This window comes from Cryobacterium lactosi, from assembly GCF_004403945.1.
GTDB lineage: Bacteria > Actinomycetota > Actinomycetes > Actinomycetales > Microbacteriaceae > Cryobacterium > Cryobacterium lactosi.
In genome coordinates this window covers 36,700-49,304 of sequence record NZ_SOHM01000025.1, presented here as the reverse complement: position 1 = coordinate 49,304, position 12,605 = coordinate 36,700, and the positions used below count along the sequence as shown (strand labels likewise).

Below are 12,605 nucleotides of genomic sequence, written 5' to 3'. Positions count from 1 at the left end.
CGCCTGAACTCAGGAGCGCACCCGCTTCGACGCCATGATCGCCAGGAAGTGGCCCATCAACGCGAGGAAGGCGAGCGGAACGAGCACGGCCAGGAAGACCCGGTCGGTGACCGGCTGTCCGGCGACCAGGCCGATGACCGCGGCAACGAAGATCACCATGGTCATTTCCACCGAGTGGTACAGGCGGTGGAACGGCAGGAACCTCGCCAGGCGGCGCAGGGTGGCGATCAGGCCGGCCTGCGGCACCTTCTCGCCCTTGTTGTCGGCCAGCTTGGGCAGGCCGGCGTTGGCGCGGGCCACGTGCACCATGTCGTTGAGCGCCTTGTTGAGCACGATCAGCAGTGCGAGGGCAAGGCCCAAGGTGGTGAACAGGAAGTCGGCCGGTGCCTCGAACGGGTAGGCGGCGGCGCGGATGCCCAGGGCGATGGGGATCAGGGCTTCGGTGGAGTAGTGCCCGACCTTGTCGAGGAACACGCCGGCGGGCGACGATGTCTTGCGCCAGCGGGCGACCTCGCCGTCGCAGCAGTCGACCAGCATTTGCAGCTGGCCGAGCACCAGCGCGAGCAGGGCGCCCCAGATGCCGGGGATCAGCAGGGCCGCGGCGGTGGACCAGCCGACGAGGATCATCAGGCCGGTGACACCATTGGCCGAGATGCGCGTCTTCAGCAGCATCCAGGTGAGATACGGCGACAGATCACGCAGGTAGAGCGAGGCCGTCCAGTGCTCGGCGTTGGCGCGCATCCGCACCTCGGGAGGTTGCGCGACGGCACGAAGCTCGGCGATCGAAGAGGGCCGAGCCGTGTTGGGCGAAGCAGACGTCATTGATGTCTTCCCGTGTGTGCCGAGATGTTGGTGGTGAGCTTGAGGTAACCGAGCAGAAAGCCGACGCCCCAGCAGAAGTGAATGCACGGCAAGACTACGAGAAACCAGAGCGCGACACGAACGCCGTCGGCGCGGGTGGACGCGACCGTGGCGGCGAGAACGATGAGTAGGTAGGCCAGTGGGGCCACGAACCCCAGCAGCAGCCAGCCCGGACCGCCCAGGAGCACCTGGACCAGGCCGGCAAGGCCCAGCAGGATGCCGAGCGAGACGCCGAGCACCATGACGGGCGGAGCGAAGTAGCGCAGCCCGTTCGATTCGGGGTACCTGCGGGCCAGTTCGCCCCGCCAGAGCCCGGTCGAGACCATCTGGCGAGCCAGTCGGGACAGGCTGGGCCGCGGCCGGTAGATGACCTTCAACGCGGGCGTGAACCAGACCGAGCCGCCGTGCTCGCGCAGACGGCGGTTGAGTTCCCAGTCCTGGCCACGCTTGATGCCCTCGTCGAACATTCCCACCCGCAGCAGGCTGTCACGGCGGAAGCAGCCGAGGTACACCGTCTCGGCCTCCCCCTCAGGCCCGCCGACGTGCAACGGGGTTCCGCCCAGGCCGATGCGGGTGCCGTAGGCGCGGGCGACGGCCTGTTGGAACGGTGCGGTGCCCTGGGCATCCATGATGCCGCCGACGTTGTCGGCACCGGTGCGCTGCAGGGTCTCGACAGCGATGCGGGCGTAGTCGCTCGGGAGCACGGAGTGGGCGTCGACACGGATCACGACGGGGTAGCTGGAGGCGCGAATGGCGATGTTGAGGCCCGCAGGGGTCGACCCGACCTCGTTGGCGACGACGCGGATGCGCGGGTCCACCGCGGCCATCTCCTCAACGAGTTCCGTCGTGCCGTCGATGCTCGGTCCGAGGGCGAGGGTGACCTCGAAGGGTCCGTCGTAGTCCTGCTCGAGCAGGCTCTGCACCGCGGCTCGCACATGGCTGGCCTCGTTGAGCACCGGCATGATGTACGAGACGCCGATCAGCACTGTGTCTGCGCTCTCCTGCACTGGGCTGGCCATCTTTCCACTCATTCGGGCAATCGCCTGAGCCTAGCAGCCGAGTCTTTTCACTCGGGTCGCGTTGCCTGTGCGGCACCCGCGAACGGCCGGAACCGGCCGATACGCAGAACTGCGCCGCCGGTTCGGGACCGGCGGCGCAGTTGGAAGGAAGGAGCTGACGCGGGCTAGCTGGTGAGCTCGCCCACGGTGACGGAGACCGTCACGGACTTGCCGTCGCGCACGTAGATGAGGTCGGCGGAGTCGCCGGCCGCGAGGGTGCGCACCTGGGCGGTGAGGTCGGTGGCGTCGGTGATGGGAACGCCGTTGAAGTTGGTGACAACGTCACCGGCCTTGAGCCCGGCCTTCTGGGCGGCTCCTCCGGATGACACCTCGCTGATCAGGGCCCCGACTGTGGCACTGTCGGTGCTGGTGGCGCTGGTGACGCTGGCTCCGAGCAGGCCGTGTGAGGCGGATCCGCTCTCGATGATCTCATCGGAGACCCGCTTGGCCAGGTTGGCCGGGATCGAGAAGCCGACACCGATGCTCCCCGCCGTGGTGGAGGTCGAGCTGCCACCGGCGTTGGCGATGGCCACGTTGATGCCGATCAGTTCACCCTTGCTGTTGAGCAGTGCGCCGCCGGAGTTGCCGGGGTTGATCGCGGCATCCGTCTGGATGACGGAGAGCGAGATGCTGCTCTGCGGGGCCTGGGTGTCGGGGGTCGAACCGTCCCTGTTCGGCAGGTCGTAGTTGAAGAAGTTGCCGTCGCCCTCGTCCGGCGTGGTCTCGTCGGGCGTGGTCGGGGCGGCAGAGGAGGCCACGGTGATGCTGCGGTTGAGGGCGCTGACGATGCCGTTGGTGACGGTGCCGGACAGGCCGAGCGGGGCGCCGATCGCGATGGCGGTGTCGCCGACGTTGAGGTCGCTCGAGTCCGCCCAGGTGATGGGCGTGAGGCCGGACGCGTCGTTCAGCTTGATCACGGCGAGGTCGGAGACCGGGTCGGTGCCGATCAGAGTGGCCTCGTAGAGCTTGCCGTCGCTGGCCTTCACCTGGATAGCCGCGTCGGACGCGGCGCCGTCGAGCGTGACGACGTGGGTGTTGGTGAGGATGTAGCCGTCTTCGCTCAGGATGACGCCCGACCCGGTTCCGCCGGAATCGCCCGCGGCGACCTCGATCGTGACGACGCTCGGTGAGGCCTTGGCGGCAACGGCGGTGATCTCGTTGACGCTCTCGGTGTCGTTGACGACCACAGTGCTCGGCCCCTGGGCCTGGCTGGCCGGGGTGCCGTTGCTCTGGCTCGAGTAGACCAGCGCGGAGACGCCGGCGGCGGAGACGCCGCCGACCAGGGCGGCGATGGCGAGGGCGGCGACGAACGCGACGTTGCCCTTGCGCCGGTTGGGGTCCTTGGGGGCCTTGCCAACGGAGGGCTGGGCGGGGTACCCGTTCGCGTTGGCGTACGCCTGCTGCTGGGCGGCGGTGGGAGCGTAAATCGGGGTGGACCCGTCCGGGCCCGGAATGGGACGACCGAAGGCATCCGTGGGGTAGGCCGCGGCCTGCGCCGGAGCCTGAGTGTAGGGGTGCGTCGGCTGCGCTGCAGCCTGGTGAGCTGCGGCCTGGGCGGCAGCAGCCTGATGGGCAGCGGCCTGGTGGTCGGCTGCGACGGGTGCCGGCGTCTGGGCGGCCGGCGTCTGAGCGGCGGGAGCCTGAGGGGTCTGGGCGGCGACCGTGCCGTCTCCAGAGCCGAGAACCTCGGTGGGCTGGTTGTCTGCCGGCCGGGGAACGGTGGGCTGCACCGCCGTGGGCTGTGCGTCCGTGGGATCGGTGGGCGGAACGTTTGTGTTGCCCGGAACGGCTTCACCCGACGAGTTGACCTCGATCGGTGCGCTGTCCTGAGGCTCGTCGGGGGTGGTGCCCGGGTCCTGAGTGTTGTCGGTCATGATGTGCTCCTTCCAAGCGAAGATAGCTTCTCGCCTGAAGCTGAACGTTTGATATGCGCAGACTGGGAGCAGTCAATGATGAAGCCGTGACCTTGCCCGGCTCGAGGAACTGCGCACCGGAACGATTCACTCAAGTATCGCTCAGCAGCCGGGACCGCTGGGGTTGATGGAGCAGGACTCGGCAACAAGAACCGTGTCTGCCCGGTCGGCGATCGCGATGATCGGGGTCGTCGGCACGAGCACCAGGCCTTGCACGGCGCGCCATTCTCCGCCGGCGAAGCGATATTCGGCCGCATAGGACGCGACCAGGCCGATCGATACCGTGCCGGGTTGCTCGAACACATGGCTGGTTGAGGTTTCTGAGAACTCGGGGAGGTTCAGGGCCGCCCAACTCGCCCCGCCACTCGCCGAGGTACGGGATGTTCCATCGCCGTAGTCCCAGCGAAAACCCACCGGGGTGAACCGTACCTCGGCCGCCGCGCCCAGAAGCGGCCCTGACCGGGCATGCGCGGACGCCGTGGCGAAGAAGTTGGTAGGCACGCCAACCACGATCCAGCCGTTGGGTTCCATCCCCTGGGTGGGCGCGTCGGCTGGGATGCTGACCAGATCGCTCACCCGCACAACGAGATCCGGGTCGCACGGAGTCTGCGGCTGGCACGCCGGCACTGCGGGATCGGCCGGCACCGCGTTTGGCAAGCGCCTCGGCAGTCCGCCAGGGCCGACGGATGCGTCACCCCGGTCGACGGACACACCCCCGGGGACAAAACTGACACCATCGGGCAAGCCGTCCCAGACCCCCTCACGCCAGTCGCCTCCCCCGCTGCTGCCTCCGTCGCCATCACCCTGCCGCCCTGGAGTGAAACCCTCCCGCTCCGCGCCGACGTTCACCCCGCCATCGCCAACGGAAGCCCCTGGGCAAACGCCAACCTGGACTTCATCAACGGAGCAGTTCCCCATTGAGGGTCTGAGCAGCGCATCGAAGTTCAGTGATTGGGTCAGTGAGAGTGAGAGTGCGAGAGCTGTGCTCAACAGAAGTTTTCGCCGGACCATACCTCTGACCTCGATATCTTCAAATCGACTGAAGTGGACGATGTCGCCTCAAACTCGACCTCGAGCGGCATACGCAGCGGTCGGTCAGGTTTAGCAACGGACAAGCCTTCGCTATCAATGACGTCTCCTTGACTGACATCGAGACATAGGTATGTCCTGATCTGCTGCGCTCCGTCCTCGAGCTCTACGCTCTGTAGCTGTATTGAGTCAAAAGTTGTGATTCCAACCGCACGCCATCCGTTCGCTCGCCATTCCTCAATGGATTTTGCATCCCCGTCGTGAGCGCTTCCGGTGGACAGCGACATGTATTCGCCCTCAGACGAACCATCCTCCGCCCAGAATTCGTCATGGACACGGAGGTAGTTCGCGTAGGCCTCGGTGGCCGCGGCGAGCGCCTCCTCGTCGGACGCGAAGATGGGGACGACCGTGGACGTTGGCGACGGCGGAGCGGATTTCGGAGCCGCCGTACAGCCCGCCGCACCCAACAGCAGACCGCCCACACAGGCAGCAGTGATCACCCGTCCTGCACCTCTCCGCACAACGCCCACGATCCCCATGCCGCCACCGTAGGGCAGCCACCCCTCCCCGCGCGGGAGTTATCCACAGGCCCCGGCGGGCGGGCAGGACCGAGTGCAGGGCGGGATGTCGTAAATTTGGGGGTATGCAGCAGGTCACCACATGACGATTTCCGGCGCCTGGCGGCGCACCGCCCAAGGCGCCGGGCTCCTCGGCGCCGACGGCACCATCTCCGCGAGCATTTTCGCTGAGATGAGCGCCCTCGCCATGCGCACCGGTGCCATCAACCTGGGCCAGGGTTTCCCCGACGAAGACGGACCGGCCGTGGTGCTCGAGGCCGCGCGTCAGGCCATCAGCGACGGTGTCAACCAGTACCCGCCCGGGCGGGGAACGCCGGTGCTGCTCGAGGCGATTGCGCGCCACCAGCACCGCTTCTACGGCCTGACCGTCGACCCCGGCACCGAGGTGCTGGTCACCGCCGGTGCCACGGAAGCCCTCGCCGCGACACTGCTCGCGCTGCTCGAACCGGGTGACGAAGTGGTGACCTTCGAGCCGTTCTACGACGCCTACGGCGGCCTGATCGCCCTGGCCGGCGGCGTGCACCGCACGGTGCGGCTGCACTCCCCCGATTTTCAACCCGACCTGGATGAACTCGCCGCCGTCTTGACCGACCGCACCCGGGTCATCCTGATCAACAACCCGCACAACCCCACCGGCACGGTCTTCACGCGGGAGACCCTGGAACTCGTCGTGGCCCTCGCCCACAAGCACGACGCCCTGATCGTGACCGACGAGGTGTACGAACACCTCACGTTCGGCGTGACCCACCTGCCGGTCGCGACGCTGCCCGGTGCTGGCGAGCGCACTGTCACGATCTCCTCGGCCGGCAAGACCTTCAGCACGACGGGGTGGAAGGTGGGCTGGCTGAGCGCGCCGGCCGCCATCGTCACGGCGATCCTCGCCGTCAAACAGTTCCTCACCTACGTCAACGGTGCCCCGTTCCAGCCGGCCACGGCCGTCGGACTGGACCTGCCCGACAATTACTACACGGGCATCGCCACCGACCTGCAGGCCAAGCGGGACGTGCTGGCCCGCGGGCTGAGCGCGGCGGGGTTCACCCTCTCGGCACCGCAGGGGTCGTACTTCATCGTGGCGGATGCCGCCGCGCTCGGCCATCCGGACGCCGTCGAGTTCTGCCGAGCTTTGCCCGACCTGGCCGGGGTGGTCGGGATCCCGATCACGGCGTTCTGCCTGCCAGAGCACAAGGCGCAGTACGCGTCGCTGGTGCGGTTCGCCTTCTGCAAGCGCGTCGACGTGCTCGAGGAGGCCGCCACTCGGCTCGCCCGGCTGTGACACGGCCGGCACACGAAACGGCCCCCTGCAGCAGGGGGCCGTTTCGTGTGCCGGCAGGTGGCGGCTGGGGCTAGTTCGCGTAGGCCGGGTAGTCGGTGTAACCGACGGCATCCGGGCCGTAGAACGTGGCCGGGTTGGGCTCGTTCAGCGGCAGGTTCTCGAGCCAGCGACGCACGAGGTCGGGGTTGGCAATCACGGCACGTCCCACGACGACACCGTCTCCGAGGCCGTCGTCGAGCAGCGCGATCGCTTCCTCGCGCGTGGTGACCTCGCTGAAGCCGGTGTTGACCAGCAGCGGTCCCTCGAACCGGGTGCGCAGGGTGCGCACCAGTTCGCCGGACGGGTCGCGGTTCAAGATGCTGAGGTAGGCCAGCTTGAGCGGCGCCAGCCCATCGACCAGGGCCCCATAGGTGGCCAGCACGTCGGCGTCGTCGGTCTCGAGGGCGTCCTGGATGTTGTGCTGCGGGGAGATACGGATGCCCACCCGGTCGGCGCCGATCGCCGCGGCGACGGCCGTGGCGACCTCGACGACGAAACGGGCCCGGTTCTCGGGCGTTCCGCCGTAGACGTCGTCACGCTGGTTGGAGGCCGGCGAGAGGAATTCGTGCAGCAGGTACCCGTTGGCACCGTGGATCTCGACGCCGTCCATGCCGGCCGCGACGGCGTTGCGGGAAGCCTGCACGAAGCAGTCGATGATGCCGGGCAGGTCCTCGAGGGTGAGGGCGCGCGGCACCGGGTAGGGCAGCTTGCCCTTGTAGGTGTGGCTGTCTCCCTGGATGGCGATGGCGCTGGGCGCGACAATCTGGAGGCCGCCGTTGGTCTCGGGGTGGGTGACGCGGCCGGCGTGCATGATCTGAGCCACGATGCGTCCACCGGCGGCGTGCACGGCGTCGGCGACCTTGGCCCAGCCGTCGATCTGTTCGTCGGTGACCAAGCCTGGCTGGCCGGGGAAGCCCTGACCGGCCTGGTCGGGGTAGACGCCCTCGGTCACGATGAGGCCCAGGGTGGCCCGCTGGCGGTAGTGCTCGATGTTCAACGCGCCGGGGATGCCTTCGACACCGGATCGCATCCGGGTCAACGGTGCCATGACCATCCGGTTGGGCAATTCGAGGGCGCCGAGGTTCAGCGGGGTGAAAAGACTCACGTAGTACTCCTATATCTGTGTGGTGCGGACGCAGTGGATGCGCGGCTGTGCCGCCGAGGTCGGCCAAGCGTCCCGTTCAGCAAACAGTGTTGTCGGCCCCGCTATTCCGGGCCTCGGGATATGAATAGCCGGCGCACAGCCTCGGCCGGGCGCCAATCCGGCCGTCCGGGCGCACCGAACCCTTGTCATGAGCATCACCTCCGACGTATCGGCGTCCGCCGCAGCCACGGACTACTGCCCCGATGCGCTGACCCGTGACGCGGCCAGGCTCGGCCTGCAGACGAGCCTGATCGACACGGCTCTCGGACCCGTGGCGGTGCGCCACGGCCGCCGCACGACCACGGGCGCCCCCGCAACGATCCTGTTGCATGGCGCGGCCGGCTCCTGGACCACGTGGACACCCTTGATCAGCGCGGCAGACCGGCAGACCGGTGCCGGGCTGGCCGACCTGATCATCCCGGACCTACCGGGTTGGGGCGACACTCCCCTGCCGCGCAACGTCGACGCCGAGACCATCGAGTCGTTGGCCGCGGCCGTCGCCGAAATCGCCACGGCCCTGGGCTACCCGAGCTGGCAGGTGTTCGGGCACTCGCTGGGCGGGTTCGTGGCCCTGGAACTCGCGGCGAGCACGCCCCGGCAGACGAGCTTCGTCGGCCTGGTGTCCGCCACCACATTCAGCGTCATCACCAGCGTGCGGCATCCGCTCACCCGGTTCGCAGTTCTGCCCGGCTTCACGGCTCTGCTCGGCGTCATGCGGGTTCTGGCGGCGCTCGGCCCGGTCGGGCGCGGCGTGGCCGCTGGATTACACAGGGTTGGCCTGCTGCGCCCACTGGTGTCCCCGTTGTTCGGTGACATCCGCCGGGTCGACGGCAGTGTGGTGGCCGCCCTCGCCGCCGAGGCCCGGCCGCGCTCCTTCGCCCTGGCCGCCCGCCGCGCCGGGCGGTACGACGCCGAAGTCTCCTGGGCACGCATCGAGTGCCCGGTGCGCTCCGTGCACGGCGACCGAGATGTGTTCGTCACCGCCGACGACGACAGACGGATGGCCGACGTCATCGCCGACCTCGAGGTCACGGTGCTCGGCCGGACCGGCCACTTCGGCCACGTCGAACGGCCGTCGGGTGCCCTGCGGGCTCTGCATTCGCCCGGAACTCTTGCGCTTCCCCGACAGGCAGAGGAGAGTTGACAAATACTCCGGTTCTCTTGTCAGTGCCCCATCATCGCTTTCACCCGTTCCCGGCACCGTGTGTGGCCAATCTGGAAGTGAACGTGAAAACCCATGGGCACCCTGTCCTACGACCGGGTCGTCGTTGAATTTGACGACAGGATCCTGACGCATTTGCAAGTCGTCATCGTGCAAAAACTCCGCAGAGGCGAGAGCTTCCTCTTCTCGTGGCGCAACGCCATCGACGTTGGGGATGGGCGCAGTTCGGCGTGGATGAATCCGGCGATTCCGCTGTACTTCAAGTTCACCGGCGGGCATACTCCAACGCTCAATCCGGAGTGGATCGCCCAGTTGACCCGCTCGGCGAACAGCTCGCAGGGACTCATCGCCACAAGCGAGGAGCGTTGCATCGACTCAGGTCACGCGGGCGGCGCGGATGTGTCGTTCGCGGTCAAGTCGGCGTCAGCGCTGCCGAAATCGTCGGTGGCCGCGCCGGAGTAGAGCGGCAGGCGGGCTACAGCGGCACGGTACCGAATCGGCGCAGGGCCAGGGCGGGGTTGGTCCTGCGCACCTGGGCGAGCCGGGCGGCGGAGATCCACGCGAGCGCGACATCCGTCGTCTCGCCGAGTGTGACCAGTTCGACACCCATCGGGTCGACCACCATGCTCGCGCCGACTCCGCCGGGCGGCGCGTGGTCGGCCGCCGCGACGTAGATGGTGTTCTCGAGGGCGCGGGCCGTCACGAGGGTGCGCCAGTGCTGTTCCTTGAGCGGTCCGCGCACCCATTCGGCGGGCACCAGCACCAGGTCGGCGCCGGCATCGACCAGCCGACGGGTGACCTCTGGGAACCTGATGTCGTAACAGGTCTGCAGACCCACGGTGATCCCGGCCACGTCGAAGGTCTCGGGCGCCTCGATGGACCCGGCGAGCACCCGGTCGGATTCCCGGGCGCCGAATGCGTCGTAGAGGTGAAGTTTGCGGTAGCGCGCCACGACCTGCCCGGCGGGGTCGACGGCGACGAGGGTGTTGTGCACCCGGTCGAGGTCGGCGGTGCGTTCGAGCATGCCGGCGACGACGTGCACTCCCAGATCGGCCGCCAACCGGCCAATGGCCGTCACGAAAGGCCCGGTGAGGGCCTCGGCGGCAGCCACGGAGGCCTCGCCCAACCGGCTCTCGAAGAAGGAGGAGTATTCGGGGAACACCACGATGCGCGCCCCGCGGGCCACGGCGGTGCCGGCCAGCTCCCGCATAACGGCCAGATTCGCGGCCTGATCTGCACCGGGCGCGAACTGCGCCACGGCAACTCCCAGTTCGTCTCGAGCGCGCGCATCCACCATGCCGCCAGCCTAGCGGCGGCTTCCCAGCTTGGCCGTCGGCCGGTTGCAAGCGAAGCGCCCCGCAACGTGCCAGCATGAGATCTGGATGTGAGTGAAGGGTGACGGATGAGAATTTTGGTCGTGGAAGACGATGACCAGATGGGCGCCCTCATCGAACGCGGATTGCAGGCCGAGGGATACGAGACCGCACGGGTCTCCAACGGGATCGACGCGCTCATCGCCATCGCCGGGGATGGCTTCAGCCTGGCCGCGATCGATGTGATGCTGCCGCAGATGTCGGGGTTCGAGATCTGCCGGCGCATCCGCGAGTCTGGCAGCACCATGCCGGTGCTGCTGCTGACCGCACGCGACACCGTCGACGACAGGGTCTTCGGGCTGGACAGCGGCGCCGACGACTACCTCACCAAGCCGTTCGCCTTCGCCGAGCTCTCCGCCCGGGTGCGCGCCCTGCTGCGCCGCCGGTCGATGGGAGCCCCGGCCACCCTGGAGATCGGCCACCTGGTGTTGGACTCCCGGGACCTGCGGGTCACCGTCGCCGGGCGAGCGGTGTCGATGAGTCCCAAGGAGGTGGCGTTGCTGCGCCTGCTCTGCAGCAGGGCCGGCACCACCGTGGACCGCACCACCATCCTCGAAGAGATCTGGAACGGTACCAACCACATCGACCCCAACATCGTCGACCAGTACATCAGTTACCTGCGCCGCAAGATCGACACGGATGCCGCCGGCGTGCGCATCGTCACCGTGCGCGGCAGCGGTTACGCCGTGGAGCTCGCCGAATGAGGCGGCCCGCCCGGTGAGTCGTCTCCGTCGCATCTGGTGGCCGGCACTGTCGATCCGCGCGCGCATCACAGTGGGAAGCCTCCTGGTCGCCACGGTGCTGTTCAGCACCGCTGCGTTCTTCTTCCGCCTCGAGGTGCAGTCGATCCTCACGGAGACGAATGAGACGATGCTGCGAAACGATGCCGAGTCCCTCCTCGGTCAGCTCGCGACCAACCCCACCGAGGCCATTCAAAGCCCGAGCGAGGGCCAGCTGCTCGCGATCGTCGACCCCGCCGGAACCGTACGCAAGTCGTCCCTCCCGCGCAGCCTGGACCGGCAGATCGAAGCTCTCACCGAGCTGGGCGCCGAACCGCAGACCGTGGACACGCCCGCCGCCACCTACCTGGTATCGGCGACGCCGGTGAGTTCGGATGCCGGTGATTGGCTGGTCATCGCCGCTCGCAGCCAACAGGCGCCGACGCTGCTGCTCGACGAGCTCACCGGGGTACTCACCCTCGGCACCCTGATCCTCACCGCGGGCTTCGGGCTGGCCTCGTGGTTGCTCACCGGAGCCGCCCTGCGCCCGGTGACCCGCCTGCGTGAGGAGGCCGAGAGCCTGAGCACCACCGGGTCCTCGGCGCAGCTGCGGGTGCCCGCCGGCAAGGACGAGGTGAGCCAGCTCGCCCGCACCCTCAACGACTTCATCGAGAGGCTCCGGCGCGGGGTGGACCGCGAAAAACAGATCGTGTCGGATGCCAGCCACGAGCTACGCACCCCGCTGGCGGTGCTGCAGGCACAACTCGAGCTGGCCCACCTCGATTCCGGTGATGCCCCGGCCCTCGAGCGGGACATCCGCGACGCGTCGGCGACCGCCGGCCGGCTCAGCCGGCTGGCGACCAACCTGCTCGAACTCAGCAAGCTGGAAAGCGAGCAGGCGCCGCCAGAGACCGACTGGGCCGGACTGGTCGGTGAGATCACGGCGTCGGTCGACCGGGCCAGGGTGGTGCGGGAAGGCCACGAACTCGAGGTGGTCTACCGCATCGACGATGACGACCCGGTGGGCCGGTACGGCATCTCGGCCACCAACATGGGCCAGCTCCTCGACAACCTGATCTCGAACGCCGTCACGGCGATGGCGGGCCATGGCAGCGTCACGGTCTCACTGATGCGCTCCGGCATCGGGGCACTCATCACAGTGGTCGACACCGGCCCCGGCCTGCCGGAGGACTTCATCCCCCTGGCCTTCGACAGGTTCTCCCGACCGGACAACGCGCGTTCGAGCAGTTCCGGCGGCTCAGGGCTCGGCCTGGCGATCGTGCACGCCATCGTCGAGCGTGCCCATGGCACCGTCCTGTTGCGCAACACCGGTACCGGACTCGCGGTCGAGATCCGGCTGCCGCGGCACGTGCGCTAAATCGACGCCGACCAGCACAACAGTCTGCCTCGGCGACTCTGAGAACCTTCGCAGGAGCGTGCGACCCCAGGTCGGCAA

At 68.2% G+C, this 12,605-nt stretch carries 12 protein-coding genes; 5 read left to right on the top strand and 7 right to left on the bottom strand.

Annotation, left to right across the window (positions count from 1 at the left end):
- Positions 1–9: 9 nt before the first annotated feature.
- From E3T61_RS10825 to E3T61_RS10805, 5 genes are all read right to left on the bottom strand, one after another.
- Entirely contained in the window at positions 10–822 is an 813-nt protein-coding gene (locus E3T61_RS10825; RefSeq protein WP_134640873.1) for a CDP-alcohol phosphatidyltransferase family protein, read from the bottom strand.
- Positions 819–1,880 carry a glycosyltransferase family 2 protein gene (locus tag E3T61_RS10820; RefSeq protein WP_241992510.1) on the bottom strand — a complete coding sequence of 354 codons (1,062 nt, stop codon included), beginning with the start codon at positions 1,878–1,880 and terminating at the stop codon, positions 819–821. Before E3T61_RS10820 ends, E3T61_RS10825 begins: the two co-directional genes overlap by 4 nt.
- A gap of 164 nt (positions 1,881–2,044) precedes the next feature.
- Positions 2,045–3,793, bottom strand: a complete 1,749-nt coding sequence (locus tag E3T61_RS10815; protein WP_134640872.1) for a S1C family serine protease — start codon at positions 3,791–3,793, stop codon at positions 2,045–2,047.
- A gap of 141 nt (positions 3,794–3,934) precedes the next feature.
- A complete protein-coding gene (locus E3T61_RS10810) occupies positions 3,935–4,408 on the bottom strand; it encodes a hypothetical protein (protein ID WP_134640871.1) in 474 nt (157 codons plus the stop codon).
- A gap of 410 nt (positions 4,409–4,818) precedes the next feature.
- Complete coding sequence (locus tag E3T61_RS10805) at positions 4,819–5,361, bottom strand: hypothetical protein (RefSeq protein WP_134640870.1); 543 nt, start codon at positions 5,359–5,361, stop codon at positions 4,819–4,821.
- A gap of 160 nt (positions 5,362–5,521) precedes the next feature.
- Here E3T61_RS10805 and E3T61_RS10800 point away from each other — a divergent pair, with 160 nt between their 5' ends.
- A complete protein-coding gene (locus E3T61_RS10800) occupies positions 5,522–6,712 on the top strand; it encodes an aminotransferase class I/II-fold pyridoxal phosphate-dependent enzyme (protein WP_134640869.1) in 1,191 nt (396 codons plus the stop codon).
- A gap of 70 nt (positions 6,713–6,782) precedes the next feature.
- Here the strand turns inward: E3T61_RS10800 and E3T61_RS10795 are convergent, their stop codons facing one another.
- Positions 6,783–7,856: an alkene reductase gene (locus tag E3T61_RS10795; RefSeq protein WP_134640868.1), complete on the bottom strand. Its 1,074-nt coding sequence runs from the start codon at positions 7,854–7,856 to the stop codon at positions 6,783–6,785.
- A 187-nt stretch (positions 7,857–8,043) separates the two neighbouring features.
- Here E3T61_RS10795 and E3T61_RS10790 point away from each other — a divergent pair, with 187 nt between their 5' ends.
- A complete protein-coding gene (locus E3T61_RS10790; RefSeq protein WP_134640867.1) occupies positions 8,044–9,039 on the top strand; it encodes an alpha/beta fold hydrolase in 996 nt (331 codons plus the stop codon).
- A 93-nt stretch (positions 9,040–9,132) separates the two neighbouring features.
- On the top strand, positions 9,133–9,519 hold the full coding sequence (locus E3T61_RS10785; protein ID WP_241992509.1) for a DUF7882 family protein: 387 nt from the start codon (positions 9,133–9,135) through the stop codon (positions 9,517–9,519).
- 13 nt (positions 9,520–9,532) lie between these two features.
- Here the strand turns inward: E3T61_RS10785 and E3T61_RS10780 are convergent, their stop codons facing one another.
- Complete coding sequence (locus tag E3T61_RS10780) at positions 9,533–10,354, bottom strand: carbon-nitrogen hydrolase family protein (RefSeq protein WP_134640866.1); 822 nt, start codon at positions 10,352–10,354, stop codon at positions 9,533–9,535.
- 105 nt (positions 10,355–10,459) lie between these two features.
- On the opposite strand from E3T61_RS10780, the gene E3T61_RS10775 reads away from it, so the two are divergent.
- On the top strand, positions 10,460–11,134 hold the full coding sequence (locus E3T61_RS10775; protein ID WP_134640865.1) for a response regulator transcription factor: 675 nt from the start codon (positions 10,460–10,462) through the stop codon (positions 11,132–11,134).
- Between the two features lie 13 nt (positions 11,135–11,147).
- Positions 11,148–12,527 (top strand): sensor histidine kinase, encoded by a 1,380-nt coding sequence (locus E3T61_RS10770; protein ID WP_166793206.1) that lies wholly within the window; start codon positions 11,148–11,150, stop codon positions 12,525–12,527.
- Positions 12,528–12,605 lie beyond the last annotated feature (78 nt).

Excerpts from the sequence above, each read along its gene's own strand:
- E3T61_RS10825 (WP_134640873.1), bottom strand. The coding sequence starts at position 822 with ATGACGTCTGCTTCGCCCAACACGGCTCGGCCCTCTTCGATCGCCGAG.
- E3T61_RS10820 (WP_241992510.1), bottom strand. The coding sequence starts at position 1,880 with ATGGCCAGCCCAGTGCAGGAGAGCGCAGACACAGTGCTGATCGGCGTC.
- E3T61_RS10815 (WP_134640872.1), bottom strand. The coding sequence starts at position 3,793 with ATGACCGACAACACTCAGGACCCGGGCACCACCCCCGACGAGCCTCAG.
- E3T61_RS10800 (WP_134640869.1), top strand. The coding sequence starts at position 5,522 with ATGACGATTTCCGGCGCCTGGCGGCGCACCGCCCAAGGCGCCGGGCTC.
- E3T61_RS10790 (WP_134640867.1), top strand. The coding sequence starts at position 8,044 with ATGAGCATCACCTCCGACGTATCGGCGTCCGCCGCAGCCACGGACTAC.
- E3T61_RS10785 (WP_241992509.1), top strand. The coding sequence starts at position 9,133 with ATGGGCACCCTGTCCTACGACCGGGTCGTCGTTGAATTTGACGACAGG.
- E3T61_RS10780 (WP_134640866.1), bottom strand. The coding sequence starts at position 10,354 with ATGGTGGATGCGCGCGCTCGAGACGAACTGGGAGTTGCCGTGGCGCAG.
- E3T61_RS10775 (WP_134640865.1), top strand. The coding sequence starts at position 10,460 with ATGAGAATTTTGGTCGTGGAAGACGATGACCAGATGGGCGCCCTCATC.